13 protein-coding genes and 1 pseudogene are annotated in these 19,660 nt (G+C 52.1%); 4 read left to right on the top strand and 10 right to left on the bottom strand.

Going from position 1 to position 19,660, the window contains the following annotated elements; genetic code table 11:
* Positions 1-32 precede the first annotated feature (32 nt).
* On the top strand, positions 33-245 hold the full coding sequence (locus tag VB741_RS10545; protein WP_323365133.1) for a hypothetical protein: 213 nt from the start codon (positions 33-35) through the stop codon (positions 243-245).
* Between the two features lie 40 nt (positions 246-285).
* Here VB741_RS10545 and VB741_RS26310 read toward each other — a convergent pair.
* The 4 genes and pseudogenes from VB741_RS26310 to VB741_RS10525 all read right to left on the bottom strand — a co-directional run.
* Positions 286-360 (bottom strand): annotated as a pseudogene (locus tag VB741_RS26310) (pentapeptide repeat-containing protein); the annotation flags it as partial.
* Between the two features lie 148 nt (positions 361-508).
* Positions 509-652, bottom strand: a complete 144-nt coding sequence (locus VB741_RS10535) for a hypothetical protein (protein WP_323365132.1) — start codon at positions 650-652, stop codon at positions 509-511.
* Between the two features lie 319 nt (positions 653-971).
* A complete protein-coding gene (ilvB, locus tag VB741_RS10530) occupies positions 972-2,819 on the bottom strand; it encodes a biosynthetic-type acetolactate synthase large subunit (RefSeq protein ID WP_323365131.1) in 1,848 nt (615 codons plus the stop codon).
* A 340-nt stretch (positions 2,820-3,159) separates the two neighbouring features.
* Positions 3,160-3,681 (bottom strand): hypothetical protein, encoded by a 522-nt coding sequence (locus tag VB741_RS10525; protein WP_323365130.1) that lies wholly within the window; start codon positions 3,679-3,681, stop codon positions 3,160-3,162.
* 414 nt (positions 3,682-4,095) lie between these two features.
* On the opposite strand from VB741_RS10525, the gene VB741_RS10520 reads away from it, so the two are divergent.
* Together VB741_RS10520 and VB741_RS10515 are read left to right on the top strand one after the other, a co-directional pair.
* Positions 4,096-4,425 (top strand): late competence development ComFB family protein, encoded by a 330-nt coding sequence (locus VB741_RS10520; protein WP_323365129.1) that lies wholly within the window; start codon positions 4,096-4,098, stop codon positions 4,423-4,425.
* A gap of 172 nt (positions 4,426-4,597) precedes the next feature.
* Positions 4,598-6,139 (top strand): sensor histidine kinase, encoded by a 1,542-nt coding sequence (locus tag VB741_RS10515; protein WP_323365128.1) that lies wholly within the window; start codon positions 4,598-4,600, stop codon positions 6,137-6,139.
* 66 nt (positions 6,140-6,205) lie between these two features.
* Here the strand turns inward: VB741_RS10515 and VB741_RS10510 are convergent, their stop codons facing one another.
* The 3 genes from VB741_RS10510 to VB741_RS10500 form a co-directional block, all read right to left on the bottom strand.
* Positions 6,206-7,162: an SDR family oxidoreductase gene (locus VB741_RS10510; RefSeq protein WP_323365127.1), complete on the bottom strand. Its 957-nt coding sequence runs from the start codon at positions 7,160-7,162 to the stop codon at positions 6,206-6,208.
* Positions 7,163-7,419: 257 nt separating this feature from the next.
* On the bottom strand, positions 7,420-7,524 hold the full coding sequence (gene petM / locus VB741_RS10505) for a cytochrome b6-f complex subunit PetM (RefSeq protein WP_323365126.1): 105 nt from the start codon (positions 7,522-7,524) through the stop codon (positions 7,420-7,422).
* A 143-nt stretch (positions 7,525-7,667) separates the two neighbouring features.
* Positions 7,668-8,087 carry a glutaredoxin family protein gene (locus VB741_RS10500; RefSeq protein WP_323365125.1) on the bottom strand — a complete coding sequence of 140 codons (420 nt, stop codon included), beginning with the start codon at positions 8,085-8,087 and terminating at the stop codon, positions 7,668-7,670.
* A 271-nt stretch (positions 8,088-8,358) separates the two neighbouring features.
* Here VB741_RS10500 and VB741_RS10495 point away from each other — a divergent pair, with 271 nt between their 5' ends.
* Positions 8,359-9,540, top strand: a complete 1,182-nt coding sequence (locus tag VB741_RS10495) for an HhoA/HhoB/HtrA family serine endopeptidase (RefSeq protein WP_323365124.1) — start codon at positions 8,359-8,361, stop codon at positions 9,538-9,540.
* Positions 9,541-9,668: 128 nt separating this feature from the next.
* Here the strand turns inward: VB741_RS10495 and VB741_RS10490 are convergent, their stop codons facing one another.
* The 3 genes from VB741_RS10490 to rpoB form a co-directional block, all read right to left on the bottom strand.
* Positions 9,669-13,649 (bottom strand): DNA-directed RNA polymerase subunit beta', encoded by a 3,981-nt coding sequence (locus VB741_RS10490; RefSeq protein ID WP_323365123.1) that lies wholly within the window; start codon positions 13,647-13,649, stop codon positions 9,669-9,671.
* A gap of 136 nt (positions 13,650-13,785) precedes the next feature.
* A complete protein-coding gene (locus VB741_RS10485) occupies positions 13,786-15,651 on the bottom strand; it encodes a DNA-directed RNA polymerase subunit gamma (RefSeq protein WP_323365122.1) in 1,866 nt (621 codons plus the stop codon).
* A 197-nt stretch (positions 15,652-15,848) separates the two neighbouring features.
* Positions 15,849-19,178, bottom strand: coding sequence for a DNA-directed RNA polymerase subunit beta (rpoB, locus tag VB741_RS10480; protein ID WP_323365121.1), 3,330 nt, complete (start codon positions 19,176-19,178; stop codon positions 15,849-15,851).
* Positions 19,179-19,660: the final 482 nt, after the last annotated feature.

Raw genomic sequence — 19,660 nt, 5'->3', positions numbered from 1 at the left:
CTGGCAAGCGTTTACTCATTTTCGCATTCAGCATGAAACTGAACGCCTTTATCCACACCGAAACCTACTCGGTGCAGTCGATTGGCCCCTGTTTGCTTGAGTTAGAGCGCGAGACCGGTTACGCCCATAAAATATTAGTGAAACACAATACCCAGCAAATGCTGAGAAAAATCCTGAAAGGACTGCTAGTAGCAATGAGACAACAACTAACCCAATCGCCCAACGCCTCTGCAATCCAGCTTTAGCCTGGGTAAAGTTAGCCTCAGTCAAATTCGCATTGGTGAAGTTCGTACTACGGATATCAGCTCCGCTAAAGTCTGCCCCTGAGAGATTCTTGCCTTTAAAGTTTTCACCTCTCAGGTTTACCCCCTTGAAGTCGCGCTCACCGGCTTTAATAGAGTCGCAATACTTCAGCAGCTTTCAATTTTTAGCTCCATACCCACACCATTCACACACAGTTGCTTAGATCATCAAGTCTAGTTGAAGCTTCTCCCGATAGGATTGTGGATTATTTACCGAGTAATTCCGCTGAAACTCCTGAAACCTTTCGCTTTTCGTCCACTACCACCCGCAAAATTTCCAACGCAGGCCGCTCCGCCTCAATCAGCCCTGCCACCCGCGCCAGCTTACTCGCGCTTATATAATCGCTCACCCTACCTCTGGGTGAATTCCACCGATAGTAGTAGCTAATGCTCGGCTGCTTCCGCCTCCGATTGCCCATCCACTCCCCCAGAACGGGGATTTACGACCCGATGGGGGCGATACCCATGGCCATAGGGCCAGCTGCCTACCGGCCAGAATGTTATCTAACCGCAGCTGACCATGACGATCTAACTTAAGCACCCGCTTACGGCCCATGTGCTTGCAGTAATACTACAAGCACAAACCCATCGGTTTCTAACCCAATGCCCCGCTGCTTTCCCTAGCCCTAGAGCTTTTTCTAACCCAATGCCCCGCTGCTTTCCCTAGCCCTAGAGCTTTGTCCCACATTCCGAACAAAACTTGTGATTCGCCTTATTATCAGCCCCACAGTTACTGCAATGAATCACCTCCACCGGCCGCTTAGTCGCCGGCTCAGGCAACCCAATCATCTGCGAATTGTTATGCCCCGGTGGCACCATCGGATAACAATTCTCATCCCGCCGCACCCACACATCCAACAATACCGGACCATCATGGGCCATCATGTCCGCAATCGCCTGCTCTAACTGATCAGCCGACTTCACCGAAATCCCCTTCACCCCAAATGCCTCTGCCAGCTTCTCAAAGTCAGGCATGCCCACTTCCATATTCGAAGACGCATAGCGCTCACCATAGAACCCCTGCTGCCACTGGCGCACCATCCCCTGCCAGCCATTATTCACAATGACTGTCTTCACCTTAATGTTGTACTGAGCCAGCGTCGCCAACTCCTGCAAGTTCATCTGGAAACTAGCATCACCACTAATGCAAATTACTGGGTTGTCACCCACACCCATTTGCACTCCCATCGCCGCAGGCATCCCATAGCCCATGGTGCCAAGCCCCGCGCTAGAAATCCACTTGCGGGGACCATTTTTCAAAAACTGGGCCGCCCACATCTGGTGCTGCCCCACATCAGTGGTGTAAAACGCATCAGGAACCTGACGCCCCACTTCTGCAATCACCCGCTGGGGAGAGAGCTTATCGGTATAAGTCGGAATCTTGAGGGGATAGTCGGCCTTCCACTGGTCAATGCGAGCACGCCAAGCACCGGTTTGAGCTGGGTCCGCCGGTTGCCCCAGACGGGATAGCAGCTCCGTCAAAACCGTCTTCACATCGCCCACAATCGGTACATCCGGTACCTTGCATTTACCCACTTCAGCGGGGTCAATATCAATGTGGATCACCTGGGCATGTTGGGCAAATTTCTCTAAGTTACTGGCCACCCGGTCATCAAAGCGCGCCCCAATGGCCACCAGTAAATCACACTCGCTGACGGCAAAGTTGGCATAGGCGGTACCATGCATTCCCAGCATCCCGACCGCTAGAGGGCTATGCTCATTGAATGCACCCTTACCCATCAGGGTATTGGTAACCGGGATTTGGAAATGCTCCGCTAGCTGGGCGATTTCTGCATGGGCACCGGAAATGACTGCCCCACCACCGACGTAGAGCAGAGGCTTTTTGGCAGCTTGGAGCAGTGCGATCGCATTCTGAATCTGACGCGGATTCCCCTTTGTCGTCGGCTTATAACCTGGAATCGTAATGGAGCGCGGCTCTACCGGAGCATAATCAAACTCTTCTAACCCCACATCCTTGGGCACATCGATCAACACCGGACCTGGCCGACCGGACAGGGCAATGTAAAACGCCTCCGCCACAATTTCCGCCATCTGACGTGGATCGCGTACCACATAGGAATGCTTCACAATCGGCAGCGTAATGCCAAAAATATCCGTCTCCTGGAAGGCATCGCTACCAATGGCACCGCGCGGCACCTGGCCCGTAATCGCCACCATGGCCACCGAATCCATCTGAGCGGTGGCAATCCCCGTCACCAAATTAGTCGCGCCTGGTCCCGATGTGGCAATACACACACCCACCTGTCCCGTGGCCCGCGCATAGCCATCTGCCGCATGGGCCGCCGCCTGCTCATGGCGCACCAAAATATGCTGAATGTCGCCCCGCTGTTCAAACTTATACAGTTCGTCGTAGACCGGCAAAATGGCCCCGCCTGGATAGCCAAACACATGGCGTACACCATGACGCACGAGACTATCAAGTAGAGCGTAAGCACCGCTTACTCGCTGAATGCTGAAGCTTGCTTTAACGGAAGGCTGTACGGACGTCGAAGTCATGATGTTTATTAAAGGCGTCAGGAGGGGGAATACGGTGATGGAAAATGCGGCGACATTATCACTTTGGTTATTTATTTTACAATCACGTCCTACAGGGGTTCGCCAAACTTCATAGAAAAAGAGTTTTCCGGCGTTAGCCTGTTGCTAGCCATTTATCCTGGGGCAGATCCGTTAACAGATATGGTTGGCAGACAGAGAGCGGCTGCACCTATGGCCTGTCAGGGGAAAAATATAGCTTAAACATTCCCCTCAACCACCTCACCGCTGCCCATGGCCATCGCCCTGCGTCAACAGTCCATAACAAAGCCAACCCAGCTGCCGTCCATCACCGCATCAGTCCCTAGGTCTTCCCCAGCGCCCCACAGATAAACTCCAGCGCCGTCATTGGCCCCACCCCTGTGCCCAGGTCCCCCATCCCCTGGCTCAAGTGGGGATGCTGCCAAAGGGCCAGATGCTGAACCGCTGGTTGACAGTAAAAGGAGCCCCTACTTTCCGCCGGGGACGGCCAGTAGGTGGTGCGATGGGTCCAATGGTCGTGGCTGATGCGATAAATGACCAAATCCCCTGGCAAGGGCATTCCCCAGCCATCTATAGCAATTAGTCGCCCCGTGCCCCCGAGGCTTTGCCAGGCGAGCAGTAAAGGATAGGCGGCCACCACTCCCGCACTAAACGCAATGATGGATAGGGGCCGATCCAACTGGGCAGAGTTGAATAACCAGGGTAGACCCAGGGGGTAGGCCCAAAGGGGCAATACCCATAATTGATCGGGAGCTTGGTCCGGGGTGAGATGGGCTAAAAGGGATTGCAAAAAATCATCGGTTAAGGCCGGGGCATGATAGCCGGGACAAATTAGAAGCTGCATAGTTCTACCTTATCTGTCCAGATTGCAACAAAACGATGGCAAGGTAAAAAAACATGTCGACTGATATCGGTTATTTTTCATTTGTTAACAAATCCAGGTTTGTTTTTTAGTCAAATATTTAGTCTTTGTTAAATATGTTCGATTCTTGATTCAGCCTGGGAAAAAATAACATTAGATTTAGGTGGGGATCATCTCCTAGAGAGTGATCCCCAGATTTAGGTCCGATGAAAATATGGGCCTAGGCTGCGGCTTTAGGGCTTATTTTTGTACCCATTGTTTAACCTATTTTTTAACTACCTATCTAGTAAAAAAGTTGGTTAAAAACGAGCGGTATTTGGTGCTAGAAAACCGCCTCATGCTGCTCAATGCAAACTCGTCTTACTCATTACACTTATCCCTTGGAGATCCGAAACTATGGCAACCACTCTGATTAATATCGCGCTGCCTGTCGTCAACGAAATCATTGATGATGTGCTGACCGCTGTTCCCTCCGAGGCTTATCGGGAAACGTTTACGAGTCCTGACGCCCGTGATCGGTTAGCCACATTTGTGCTAAGTCGTTTACCGGCTCGATATATGACGGTGGCCGAAAGTGGATGCTCCTTAGAATTGCCGAGAAATTGTTATTCAGCGGAGCAGCATCGCCAAATTCGTCAGTTAGTCCACCAAGGGATTCAAAAGGTGCTCACTCGCCCCGTCGTGACGACCCCCGAAGCTTTCATCCCTTCCACTTGGTTTGGTTAAATTCTCAGTTGGCTTTCGGCCCATTCAAGCGCGTTTGGATGGACCGAAAGCGGCTCCCTCACCTAGACGTTCGGTTCTACCCCATAGTCAGGAAGGGATTTTTACCAGTAGTCTCTAGATAGATATTAAATAGCTATGCCACCTGTCTTTAGTGATTCAATGCTATTGGCGGGTGGCGCAGACATCATCTAGGGGCCAATTGGAGCATTTTTTACCCACAATTAGTAGTTTGGTGGCCCTAGGGGAGCTAGGGACTGACACCACCAATTGGGAAATTCCCTCCTCTGTGGCGGGGCAAGCTCGGCGTCAATACCAAGCTGAGCGGGCTGAAGCGGAGTGGCAAGGTGCCATTTCATCCATGGGTTACCTTCTGCAGCAGACGTTGCCCCCCAGTCCCCCAGCCCCTAGCCGATCACGCAAATCAGTTTGGTCTCACCAGCGTTCGCCTCAACCTCCTGCTGGTTTGCTCTTGAGTGGACCGTTTCCCATTCTCGATGCACCGGACCTGACCATGCAATTATCTAACTGGGTGTTTGTGCCGCCGCCGTTAGACCAGATTGCTCAGTCTTTTTCCCAATTGATGCCCGCTGATGATCGGCCTCCGGTGGATACCTCGGCGGCGCGGATTTTGCCGTTGATGGATGGAGATCCTCTGGCGGCTGAGCGCTTTTGTTTGTTGCTGACGGAGCGGTTTAGTGTCGTCCTGGTGCTCGGTCGCGATGCGGATGATGATCTGCGCTTTCAGTTTTCGTTTACGCCGGTGGTGATTAATCAGGTGTGGCAGTTGTTGAGATCGCGGATTTTCCTCACCACCCGCAAGCAGCTAGACTTCCTCGACCCCCTAGTGGAAACCTTTGCCCCGACTGAGCCCGACTATCGCATTGTCAGTCAGTTCAGCCGCTGGATGCTGTCCTCCCTCCCTGCGCCTAAACCCAGCCCGGTCATCGAACGCATCGTCTCCCCGACCCATGCCGGCCTCACCAGTAACGGCTCTCCCTCTAAGGAATCCCAGGGGCTGGACACGGAGCTACTCAAGGCCATGGCCCATGAAATTCGCACCCCCCTCACCACCATTCGCACCTTAACCCGCTCCCTCATTCGCAGCAAAGACCTGGTAGATAAGGCGAAGCAGCGCCTGCACCAGATTGACAATGCCTGCACCCAACAAATTGATCGGTTTAACCTGATTTTTAAGGCGGTGGAGCTAGAAGCTGCCACCCAAAAAGGACCCCGCTCCTTACTAACGGCCACGGCCCTGAGTGAAATTATTCAAGCCGCCATTCCCCAGTGGGAGCAAGCGGCCACCCGGCGCAACCTTTCCCTGGAGGTTACCCTACCTAAAATGCTGCCCATGGTAGCCAGCGATCCGGCCCTGCTCCAGCAGGTGTTAACGGGGCTGGTGGAGCTTTTTACCCACAGCGTGGCCGCCAAAGGCCAGATTCAGCTCCATGTGATGGCCGCTGGCGATCAGCTCAAGCTAGAATTCCAGGCTGAGGCAAATTCCGCCTGTGACCAGCGCCGCCCCACCCTCAAGTCCTTGGGTAAACTGCTCATGTTTCAACCCGACACCGGGGGGCTGAGCCTTAACCTGCAAACCACCAAGGCTCTGTTCACTGCCCTAGGGGCCAAGCTCACTGTCCGTGAACGACCTAACCACGGTGTTACTTGGACCGTGTTTTTGCCCATCGAAACCGCCGACTATCCGATTGTGTAGGGCATATTGTGTGGCGCATCTGAGCAACCTGATGCAGACCTATCCCACATGGCCCAATCAGAGCGCCTAAAATGGCAGCTTTTTCTTGCTTTCCCGACCGCTTTCAAAGTCCATTTCCTTCAGTTTCTTCAGAATGCGGCTATAGTACTCACCCAGATACTCTTCCACGGTGGTCGTCTCAGACGGGTCCAATCCAAACGTGCTATACACCTCATTCATATCAGCATCCAGGGGGTCACTACCTGCCCCCACCTCTGCAAAGGCTAAGCGGTCAGCAAACTGCCAGCCCCATTGGAAAAAGTTGGCAAACCCACGCACACCGCGCAGTAAGTCCAGGGACATGGTGGAAACCTTGGCATCTTCCCCCGATAGTCGCTCACAGAGACGGACGAGTTCATACCCACCCCAGGCCCGAGTGCCTGCCAAGGGGAAAGAACGCTTATTGGTTTCAGGCACCTGCAATGCCCGCACCGCAAAGCGGGCAATGTCCTGGGTATTCATATAGGCGATGGGGGCAGCCTCGCCCATGACCCAAATCGCCTGCTTCTCTAATACTGGAATAGCGTACTGACCGATTAACCCTTGTAAAAAACCGCAGGGTCTCAAAATCGTATAGTTAATGCCCGACTCTTCTAAGAACTTTTCCGTGCAGCGCTTAATATCCATCAGGGGCACGTGGGGATATTTCTCAGAATTGAGAATCGAGATGAAAACGTAGCGTTCCACCTGGGCATCTAGGGCTGCTTTGATCAAGTTCAACTTGCCATCCCAGTCCACATCGTAGGCGGAGTCTTTGGGGCGGGATGTGGCCGCGTCAATGACGGCGGTGACATCTTCAAAGCAAGGGGGCAAGGATTTGGGGCCACAGATGTTGGCTTGAACTAACTTTGCTCCCCACTCCCGCAAAAATGCAGCTTTTTGGAAGTTGCGCACCAGACACTTAACGTCAAACCCCTCATCCAAGGCATTCCGTACAATCTGACGACCCAGCGTGCCAGTTCCACCAACTACCAATATGCTCATGTTGGACTCTAAACAAAACTTAATGCTTTACTCAGCTTAACAGACGTCGCTTCGTTCGAAAACCGCTGGTGACCATTAAAAAATGGCTGGGTCAGCTACACCCTGCTGACTCAGCCATTTTCTTGTCAAAATTTAAAAAAAACAGATGGCTCTTGATCTGAAGGACTCGTCAGCTAAGGGGCTCCATTGGACAAGGGGCCATCAAGATGAGGACTCAGAGAGGACCCAGAGAGCACCCAGCCGTGGAAACTGGGCAATTATTCTTCAGCGCCCTGGAGCTTGAGCAGCAAAAAACCAACGCCCAAACCCACCATGACAATGACGCACATTGTGACTGCAACCGAAAAAATTTCTCCACCCATGGTGCTCGTTTATCCTCCTATATGTACCTTCATGGTTGAAGGTTCTATGGTTTAAATTTCTTGACTATATTCTAAAACAGTTTGGCCATCTCACCCCAGCCAGGTCTGATTTGTGCGTCTGGTTGCGGCCTTGGCTGCCGGTCTTACGGAGCGGGGCTGAACCCTCCCCAAGCGTCATTTTCGATCCTCTCTGGTGCAGGGGACTGCTCAAACCCGGATAGGATGGCTAACTCTTTCAGGGGCTGGGTGCCCAAATAAAACTCTCCACGGATCTCCCAGGTGGGATAGGCAGTGATGCCCACCGCATGGCATAGATCCACCTGGGTATTGACGCCACGGGCATCACATTCAACATAGGGCACCTGCTGGGCAGCCTGGTTAAATAACTGCTTTTGTCTGGCGCAGTGGGGACACCAGTAGGCTCCATACATGGTGGCCCCCGTATTGGCTAGATAGTCCGCCAGCTGGGATTCATAGCTGGGGGCAACCAGTTGCTCGAGGGAAAATTGTTCGGTGGATAATGGTTGGCAGCTATGGAGTGCGATCGCACTCAACCCAACCATGGGCAACCAGACCCGCCAATTCCATCTACCCGCCATAAACCCCACCTATCGCGTCCGTACATCACCTGCTGCCCACGGTAGCAGGCAAGGAGCAAAACGCGGGGATGATTTATTCCCAGGGCGGCTTTCCGCCCATAACTACTGCCCACGATTACCAAGGAAGCTGCCACAATAGAACCAACTTTTGTCACTGGCCCATACCCTCTACAAGTCTTGCCCCAGGCTTTTTCAGAGTCTTTTTAGGGCCGTTAGTATCTCAGAGAATGACCTTATGAAGCCTTTTGAACTATCCACCGCATTTAGCCGCCAGTTAGGTCGATGGCTGATTGCCTGCCTATCTGCAGTCATGCTATTTCTGTCTGGCATCCAACCCGTCGCTGCCCTGACCGAAACTTCGGTGCCAACTCCTCTCTCTTCCCTATCCAGTGAGAGCTTTGTCGCCGCCGCCGTGCAGCGAGTGGGGGACGCCGTGGTCCGCATCGATACCGAGCGCACCATCACCCGCAATGTGCCCGACCTCCTCTACGACGATCCCATGTTTAGAGGCTTATTCGGCCCCGATACCTTTCAGCGTGTCCCCCAACAGGAACGCCTCAGTGGACAGGGCTCCGGATTTATTGTGGACAGTAATGGCTATATCCTCACCAACGCCCACGTCGTAGACCAGGCCGAGCGCGTTACCGTCACCCTCAAAGATGGTCGCCACTTTAACGGCACCGTCGAAGGAGCCGACGATCTCACGGACTTGGCCGTCGTCAAAATCGATGCAGCCCAAGAGGACTTACCCGTCGCGGACCTGGGTGACTCTGACACGATCTCTGTTGGTGATTGGGCCATCGCTGTCGGCAACCCCCTCGGCCTAGACAACACAGTCACTCTCGGTATTGTCAGCACCCTCAAGCGTTCCAGCGCTACGGTGGGCATCCCCGACAAACGGCTTGATTTTATTCAGACAGATGCCGCCATTAATCCTGGTAATTCCGGTGGTCCCCTACTCAATAGCCAGGGCGAAGTGATTGGTATCAACACCGCCATTCGGGCCGATGCCATGGGGATTGGATTCGCCATTCCCATCAATAAAGCAAAATCCATCCAAGGCCAGCTAGCCCGTGGGGAACACATTGCCCATCCCTACCTAGGCATTCAAATTGCCGATTTAACCCCAGAGATGGCCAAGCGCAATAATGACGACCCCAATGCCAACATGGTGATCCCAGAAGTCAATGGTGTCTTGGTCATTCGTGTCTTGGCGGATACTCCGGCTGCCAACGCTGGATTGCGCCGGGGCGATGTCATTACCCAAATTGATGACCAGCCCTTTAACACGGCCAATCAACTGCAGTCCTACGTTGACCAAGCTAAAATCGGTCAGCGTCTAAGGTTGAGCCTACGCCGTGGCGACCAAACTCAGTCGGTTACTATTAAAGCCGCAGAACTGAACCTAGACGCCTAAACCCATGACAAACCCATAGCTCACCCAAGCAAACTAACAGAAAGGGGGCTGAGAATATTCTCAGCCCCCTTTCTTATTAACCGATTCTGATTAATCGATTAGCCGACAGCAATCTCCCAGACATTTCCTTAGGGCGCAGCAGTCTGATCATCAATCAGGGCATTATCATCCAAAAACGGAGACGGCAGCTCTTGGAGCTCAGTAGCTCCCAGTAAATCGTCGTCTGGTTCCTTGGTCCCCATCATGTCATCCGCAAACATATTCAACCCACCCTCCCGATCGTAAACCCGGGCGGTGCGATCATCCAGCACCATATCCTGCAAGGCGATGTCATCCGCCAAAAACGCCTTATCAAAGGAAGGATCCATCTCAGGGGTAGCGCGTTCTTCGTAGGCATTAAAGCCTGTGCCCGCAGGAATCAAACGTCCAATAATGACATTCTCCTTCAGACCACGCAACCAGTCAGACTTACCTTCAATGGCGGCTTCGGTCAGCACTCGAGTGGTTTCTTGGAAACTTGCAGCCGAGATAAAGCTATCGGTATTCAGGGACGCTTTGGTGATTCCCAAAAGCACCGGAGTATATTCTGCTGGAGCACCACCAGTAATCGACATGGCTTCATTCACCTGCTCTAGCTGACGAATTTCCACCAGTTCTCCAGGTAACATCGTCGTATCACCACCATCTTCCACCCGGGCCTTGGACGTCATCTGTCGCACAATCACTTCAATGTGCTTATCCGAGATATCAATTCCCTGGGATTGATATACAGACTGAACTTCGTTCACCAAGAAGGTTTGAACCTGTCGCAGACTGATCATCGAAGCATCATGCACTCCTTTTGTCTCACGGTGGTACTTAAAGAAGATTTCCAGAATTTCGTGAGGATTCAGGGGACCATCGGTCAACGGCTCCGCCAAACTGACCTGCTGACCATCCGATACAATCATCGGTTGACCCGGTGCAATGGGGTACTCAGCTATGACACCGTCGTCTTCAACGATCTTCACCTCAACCGTTTCATCTTCTCCATATACCACTTGGGCATTACCCGGTCGATCGGCTAGGACACAGGCTTCCTTCGGTTTTCTAGCCTCTAATAATTCTTCAATCCGAGGTAGACCCTGAATAATGTCACCGGTCTTAGCTCGTTCAAAGATCAGTAGAACCAGATTGTCACCCCGTTGCACCAGATCGCCATTCTCAATATGCAGTACCGCACCCGTGGATACGCGATAGGGACGGGCGATACGCAGCACGAGACTGCTATCGTTCACGGCAACAACCTGGCCAGACTCTTCAGAAAGAATACCGTCAGCCAAAGGATAGCCATCTACCAACAGGTCACCATCTTTTACGGTTGGAGGCTTCCCAGCCAAATCAACAGTTACCAGATCGCTATCACGGACAACTAATATCCGACGGACGGATTCCACATCTTTCCGAATACCCCGTACTTCTCCCGCATCCTTAGCATGGATTTCAGTCCGAGCTACCACAGAACCTGGCTTGATTTCATCCCCTTCTGCCACCAGTAAGTGGGTCTGGGTGCTGCCTTGAGTCTGATCCGCCGCAATGTCACGACGAATAACTAGTGTCTCTAAAATAACCAGTTGAAGCCGCTTGATCTCTTCATTTGTTTCGTCAGGTACCAGCTCAATATCCGCCGTTAGGGACGATGAAAATGACTCGTTATCAATATTGAGCACTAGCTGCGTCCGCAGCAGTTCAACACTACCCACCGACTTAACCCGTTCCCCGTCTTTAAAGAAGATACGTTGGATCGCCGTAATCCCAATGGAATTATCATTGCTGTCGCTAACGGAGTATTGGCTAGGAAGAGTGGGGCTATCGGACACCTCATACTCCTGGACGGGACGCAACAACAGCGCTGCTCCCTCGGGAGTTTCAACATATTCAACATAGCGCAAGGCTTCGGCCGTCACCCCTGGAATGACTTCCTCCCCTGCACTAACCAGAACACCATCCTTGCCACTGACGGCATCTGGGATATCCACCATGTGAATATCCCCCGGTTTAATCACAATCTCCCGAAGAATGTCGTTCTTTTGGGTAACTTCTACCACACCACTAATTTGGCAAAAGATATCTTTCACCACTTCGGTGCCGGCCTCAATATACTGGCCATCCTCCACCATCAATAGCGAGATATCTTTATTCACCTCATGGGCTTCCTCTGGAATCCAAAGGAGCGTCCCACCCTTGGTCACCTCATAGCCTTGTTTGCCCTTACTCTTCTTGGCAATTTCCACACCAGAGAACTTAATGATGCCACCACTTTGAGTATGGTAGGCATCATCTACTAACTCAGCGATCACCTGGCCGCCCAAAACCTTGGTCCCCGGTGTCGCAATCAAGGAATAGCGTACGCCTTGATCAGTCTGCAAGAAATAATGCTCGCGACCCTGTCCACTTTCCATGGTCACTTCAGTCGTGTCCAGCGTCACAGAAGCCGTAATAATTTCGACCTCACGGCTACCTTTGCTATCGGAACGATCGGGCAGACGTACTAGGCCACCCCGTTCAGTGACAATTTTGGTTTCAGCCAAAATGCCATAAGCCTCAATCTCGTCACCGTTTTTGACCGTCGGTTCTGCACCGGGGGGGAGGTTGTAAACTTCCCCTGAGAGCACCCACAACAGACCACCACGCTGAGCTAGTTTGGTGATATTGCCCTGACGGTCTTTCTTTTCTTCCTGCACTAAGCCCTCAAAGAAAACCTCACCGGACATATCGGAGGTTACGTCCTTACTGGCTTTCTCAGTTACCTTACGCACCCGGGTTGTGGGTAATTCAGCAATCAGATCCCCTTTGGCTAGGGTGACCCCATCCGCCACAAATACAATCGAACCCTGGGGTAAAGACACGGAACGGGTTTTGCCGTTCTCCATGATGATTTTGGCGTCCGTATTAGACTCCATCAACAGCGCATCTTCGCCATGACGGGTGCGGAAGGGACGACTCCTCAAGCTATCTGGCATGGTGAACTGACCAGCCGCCTTGGCGCGTACCTGGGGCGCCAATTCACCGGTAAACGTTCCCCCGGTGTGGAACGTTCGCATGGTGAGCTGAGTTCCTGGTTCGCCAATGGACTGGGCCGCAATAATTCCCACAGCTTCGCCTAAGTCCACCATGTGGGAATGGGCTAAACTCCAACCATAGCAGTGCTGACACACTGATCGAGCGGCCTCGCACGTAAGGGCTGAACGCACTTTGACTTCTTTCAGTCCAGATTGATCGATCGCCTTGGCCCGCTCGGCATCTATGGGTTTGTTGTGGGGCATCAAAACTTCACCGGTTTTAGGATGAATGGCATCCTCAGCGAGCACTCGACCCAATAGTTTACTTTCCAGGGAAATCAGCACCCGTTCCCCGTCGGTCATGGCGCTCAAAGGAATTGAGCGATCCGTACCACAGTCAATTTCGCGAATAATTACATCCTGGGACACGTCCACCAGTCGACGGGTCAGGTAGCCTGAGTCTGCTGTACGCAGAGCCGTATCTACTAGACCCTTACGGGCACCATAGGACGAAATAATATACTCAGTAACGGTCAACCCTTCGCGAAAATTTGTTTTGATCGGTAGGTCAATAATTTCCCCTTGGGGATTTGCCATTAATCCTCGCATACCCACCAACTGACGTACCTGGGAGATATTACCTCGAGCCCCAGAGAAGGCCATCATATACACGGAGTTAAGGGGATTATTCTCTTTGAAGTTACGGACGACCTCATCCTTTAGCTCTTCACTGGTTTCATTCCAGGTATCAATTACCTTTTGAAAACGTTCTACCTCAGTGATTTCTCCACGGGTATAGCGCTCCTCGGTATCCCGAATTTCTTGCTCGGCAGCCTCGAGTAATTTGCGCTTGCTGGGAGGTACCTGTAAATCGTCAACACTAATGGATACCCCTGCCCGGGTGGCATACTTAAATCCAAGCGATTTAATTTCATCAGCCATGGCGGCTGTGCGAGCCGTACCGTAGGTATAAAATGACCAGGAGATCAGCTTTTTCAGCTGTCCTTTATCAATGATGCGGTTACGAAATGGAATGGCTTTGGCTTGTGCGTTACCTTGATCTGCCATGGGGAACTCTCTGCCTCAACGTACTATTGGCTAACTAGATATCTAAGAAAACTGAATGATTGTTCCAGACCACATTCAAGTCGAAACCTGACGCAGTGCCCGAGGGAAAAACTCAAGTTCTGGATGTGGACCAGATTTAACTGGCAAGGGCCGCATGGACAGCATGGTTATAAATAATGCGTCCTGGAGTTGTATAGATATGTTGTGACAACTGATTTCCGTCACTGTCTTCCCGCACCCGACGATTTGGATAACGCTTGGTCACCATGCCATCACCGTTATCAATTATTTCAGTGGGCTCTCCATCGTCTTCCACCGGGCCATCAAAACGCAGCCAAACCCAGGCGTGGAGACCGACCATCCCTTGCTCATAGGCAATGATGGCGTCTTCCATACTGGCAAAATGGGTATTAGCTCCCTTTTGCTCATTGGGATTCTCGGCAGTCAGGTAGTAGCATCCTAGTACCATGTCTTGGCTAGGGGTAATAATGGGGCGGCCGGTGGCTGGCGATAGAACATTGTTGGATGCCAACATCAATAACCGGGCCTCGGCCTGGGCTTCTAGGGATAGGGGAACATGGACCGCCATCTGGTCACCGTCAAAGTCCGCGTTAAAGGCTGGACATACCAGGGGATGGAGCTGTAGTGCCCGGCCTTCCACCAGCATCGGCTCAAAGGCTTGAATGCCAAGACGGTGTAATGTCGGTGCCCGATTCAGCATCACGGGGTGATTTTCAATCACTTCTTCCAACACGCCCCAAATGCTTGGATCGTTACGCTGAATCAGCTTCTTCGCCGCTTTGATGTTATTCACCAGCCCCTGACGAATCAAACGATGGATTACAAAGGGCTGAAATAATTCAATGGCCATCTCTCGGGGGAGACCACATTGGTGAATTTTGAGGTTGGGACCCACCACAATGACAGAACGACCGGAGTAGTCAACCCGTTTACCCAACAAGTTTTGCCGGAAGCGCCCCTGTTTACCTTCAATGATGTCCGAGAGCGATTTTAGGGGACGATTATTTGCGCCCACCACGGTTCGTCCACGCCGACCATTGTCAATTAGGGCGTCAACGGCTTCCTGGAGCATCCGCTTTTCGTTTCGGACAATGATTTCAGGGGCTAGAATTTCCTGTAGTCGGGCTAAGCGATTATTTCGGTTAATGACGCGACGATAGAGGTCGTTCAGGTCCGATGTGGCAAATCGGCCACCGTCTAGCTGAACCATCGGGCGGAGGTCAGGAGGGATGACGGGAATCACGTCCAAAACCATCCAGTCTGGTCGAGAACCGGTTGCAATAAAGTTATCAACCACCCGCAGGCGCTTGATCAACTTGGCCCGTTTCTGCCCCTTGGAGTTATCAATATTTTCCCGCAGCATCTCTGCAACGGCTTCCAGTTCCAGATCTTGCAGTAGCTGCTGTAGTGCTTCTGCCCCGATGCCCACTTCAATGCCGGAGAGATCGGAATCCTCGTCATACAGCTGATCCTCTAGCTCAATCCATTGGTCTTCAGTCAGGAGTTGCTTATAGCTGAGGCTATCGGCATTGCCTGGATCGAGAACGACGTAGGCATTGAAATAGACGATTTGCTCCACATCCCGTAGGGGCATATCGAGCAAAATGGCGATATAGCTAGGAATACCCTTGAGGTACCAAACATGGGCCACTGGGGCCGCTAGCTTGATAAAACCCATGCGATGACGACGTACCCGCGACTCGGTTACCTCGACTCCGCAGCGTTCGCAGACAATACCCCGATGTCTTACCCGCTTGTACTTGCCACAGTGACATTCCCAATCCTTAGCGGGGCCAAAAATACGCTCACAGAATAGCCCGTCCATTTCAGGCTTTAGGGTTCTGTAGTTAATGGTTTCTGGTTTGGTGACTTCCCCCACCATCGTACCGTTAGGGAGGGTACGCTCACCCCACTGACGGATTCGGTCGGGAGAAGCTAAGCCGATTTTGACATAGTCAAAGCGCTGTTCTAGTTTTGGCATTCTCTTGATTCCTTGTACGCGGCCTATACATCAGGACATGATTACGATTGGGGTTCGAGGGACTGTCGTGGAAAAGCTTGGTGAAGCCTCGACCCTGGGAAAGTGATCCGAGTACTCGGTCTATAACCAGATTGGGAACGCATTGGTTTGCGTGGCCTCTGATCCAGTCGAGCACTCAGAAAACTAACGACCCATAGTTAAAACATAGGAGGCTCATCCACTAGGCCCGGTAAAGCCTCTGGGGCAGGTTCCTCGCGAGAGATGGATTCATAGGTGGGACGCGACGGCGAACGTCGATTGATCGAATCTGACATCAAGTCAACTTCCACATCCCGACTGGTGCCATCTTCTTGGGTCTCTAGCTTATGGACGGCAATATCGAGGCAGAGGGACTGCAGCTCCCGCATCAATACCTTGAAGGACTCAGGCGTACCCGGTCGAGGAATGGCCTTACCCTTCACAATGGCGTTGAGGGCCTCGTTTCGGCCTTGCATGTCGTCAGACTTAACCGTCAACAGTTCTTGCAAGGTATAGGCCGCACCGAAGGCTTCTAGGGCCCACACCTCCATTTCACCAAAGCGCTGACCGCCTTGCTGAGCTTTACCACCCAAGGGTTGCTGGGTGACCAGGGAGTAGGGACCAGTGGACCGGGCGTGAATCTTGTCGTCCACCAAGTGAACGAGTTTCAACATGTAGGGTTTACCTACGGTCACGGGGCGATCAAAGGCTTCACCTGTCCGCCCATCGTAGAGTTGGATCTTGCCGGGGTCGTCAGGATTAAACACCCAATCGTGACCGGTGGCATCTCGAGCCTCCTGCAACTTGCCGTGGGTGGTTTCCAGGGAAGCTTCCTCACCGTACATTTCATCAAACGGCGTGATCTTAAAGCGGGCATTGAGATTTTCTCCAGCCCAGCCCAACAGACATTCGAACACCTGTCCCACATTCATCCGGGATGGTACACCCAGGGGATTAAGCACGATGTCAATTGGGGTGCCATCGGGCAGGTACGGCATGTCTTCGATGGGCAAAATGCGGGAAATAATTCCCTTATTGCCATGGCGGCCTGCCATTTTATCGCCCACCTGAATCTTGCGCTTTTGGGCGACATAAACTCGCACGACCATATTGGCCCCGGGGGGGAGTTCGTCCCCTTGCTCCCGGGTAAAGACCCGGACGTCCACGACCCGACCTTTTTCACCGTTGGGTACCCGCAAAGAGTTATCCCTCACGTCTCGGGCTTTCTCGCCGAAGATAGCTCGCAATAGTTTCTCTTCGGGGGGCTGATCCGATTCCCCCTTCGGTGTCACTTTACCCACCAGGATGTCACCGGATGTGACCCAAGCCCCAATCCGAATAATGCCCGTTTCATCCAGCTGTCGCAGGGCATCTTCACCCACGTTGGGAATTTCCCGGGTAATTTCTTCTGGGCCTAGCTTGGTCTGACGAGCCTCAATTTCAAATTTCTCAATGTGAATAGACGTGTAAAGATCGTCGTAGACCAGACGCTCACTCAGGAGAATGGCATCTTCGTAGTTGTAGCCTTCCCATGGCATGTAGGAGACTAGGACATTCTGCCCCAGGGCAATTTCCCCACCCTCGGTAGCGGAACCATCGGCCAGTACCTGACCCGCGACAACTTTGTCCCCCACAAACACAAGGGGGCGCTGATTGAGACAGGTGTCCTGGTTGGAGCGTTGGTACTTTTGTAATTCTTGGGCATAACGGTTGCCCTCTTCATCGGTCACCACTACATTGCGGGCATCTAGGTAGGTGACTTCACCATCCACGGGGCTGACCACTACCATGCCGGAGTCACGGGCCGCTTGAGCTTCCAGGCCGGTACCCACCAAAGGCCGTTCTGGACGGAGGAGGGGCACAGCCTGACGCTGCATGTTCGATCCCATCAGGGCTCTGTTAGCGTCGTCGTGCTCTAAAAATGGAATGAGGGAGGTGGCTACGGAAATAATCTGTACTGGTGAGACGGCCACATAATCTACTTCAGACGTGGCGGTGGTAATAAAGTCTTGGCGATAGCGAACCGGTACGGATTCTCCGAGAATATTGCCGTCGATATCAATGGGAATATCACCGGGGGCAACTCTGAAGTCGTCTTCTTCGTCCGCCGTCATGTAGGTGGATGGTAAGTCTTTCCGAATCCGGCCATTATCGACTTGGAAAAATGGCGTTTCAATAAAGCCAAAATCATTCACCCGGGCATGGGTAGCCAGGGAGCCAATCAAACCGGCATTGGGTCCCTCAGGGGTTTCAATCGGGCAAATCCGACCGTGGTGGGATGGATGGATGTCACGCACGGCAAAACCAGCTCGCTCGCGGGTCAGACCACCCGGGCCGAGGGCACTGATGCGTCGCTTGTGGGTGAGCTCAGCCAGGGGATTTGTCTGGTCCATGAACTGGGAGAGCTGACTGGAGCCAAAGAACTCTTTAATCGCCGCCACCAAGGGCTTGGGGTTGACCAACGAGGCTGGGGTTAAAGAATCGGCTTCGGAAACCGTCATCCGTTCACGGATAATCCGCTCTAGACGATTTAGACCCACCCGAACTTGGTTTTGTAATAGCTCACCAACGGAACGAACCCGGCGATTGCCCAGGTGGTCGATGTCGTCGATGATGCCGATGTCAAACTCTAGGTTAATGAGGTAATCGATGGCGGCTAGGACATCCTGGGGAGTGAGGACCCGGACTGCATCGGGCACATTCAACCGCAGTTTGCGATTGATCTTATGGCGACCTACTTTCCCTAGGTCGTAGCGTTTGGGATCAAAGAAGCGGGAGCTTAATAGTTGCTGACCGCCGGACACCGTTGGTGGTTCACCGGGACGGAGCTTACGGTAAAGCTCTAGCAGGGCATCTTCTTCGCTAAATTGGCCTTCTTTTTCAATGGTTTTTTGAAAATATTCAGGGTGACGTAGGGAGTCGAAAATCTCGCCATCACTCAATCCTAGGGCTTTAAAGAGGACCTGGGCGGAAAGCTTCCGGGTCTTATCGATTCGTACCCAAACCAAATCGTTTTTATCGGTTTCAAATTTGAGCCAAGCCCCCCTGTTAGGGATGAGATTGGCGTTATAGGTACGGCGACCATGCTTGTCGGTTTCAGCCTTGTAGTAAACGCCAGGACTGCGCACAATCTGATTGACGATCACTCGCTCAGCACCGTTGATAATGAAGGTGCCGCGATCGGTCATCAGGGGCAAGTCCCCAATGAATACTTCTTGCTCTTTAATTTCCCCGGTTTCCTTGTTAATGAGGCGCGTTGGGACGTACATTTGTACTGAGTACGTGCTGTCACGACGCTTGGCCTCATCGACCATGTATTTAGGGGCTTTGAGTTTGTAATCTTTGCCTAGAAAATGTAATTCCAACTTGCCCGTGTAGTCGGTGATCGGTGAGAAACTCTCAAGTTCTTCAATGAGCCCTTCTTCCAAAAACCAGCGAAAGCTAGAGCGCTGAATTTCGACTAGGTCAGGCAATACAAAGGAGGATTGGGAAATGGTTAGGTCAGTCATTCGTCTCCTCGAGCAGGTCAGGCCTAAATAAATGGGGTATAAAAGTGGGGGATAAGCAGGATTTAGTTAACTCGAAATCAAAATCTAAATAGTGCTAAGTTACAAACACAAGAATGACTACATTCCCCATGGAGTAATGCAGTCAAGCCAATATTTTTCAGATGTTTTGCTAACATTCGATAGCTAGAAAGGGCGCGGTGGGCAATCGTCAAAATTCACAGGAGTACCCGTTAGGCACCAACGCTAGGGGTGGAATAGGTACAAGGGCTGATTAATGGGCTACCTAAGGCTAACGTATAGCCGAGGAATTATATCATAAATCAGCAGTGAAATTTAATGTTTTCATCAAGTTGTGGTTTTATTTGGCTGGGGTGGGTTCTTCATGGGCGGGCCTAAATTAGGTTCGAAGTAAATTTTAAATTTCACTCATCAAGCGATTAACGGCTGTTTAAGGGAAAAGATTTTAAAGTTGATTATTTGAA

It is taken from the genome of Leptothoe sp. PORK10 BA2 (assembly GCF_034932105.1).
GTDB lineage: Bacteria > Cyanobacteriota > Cyanobacteriia > Phormidesmidales > Phormidesmidaceae > Leptothoe.
This window is presented reverse-complemented; position numbering and strand designations above follow the sequence as displayed.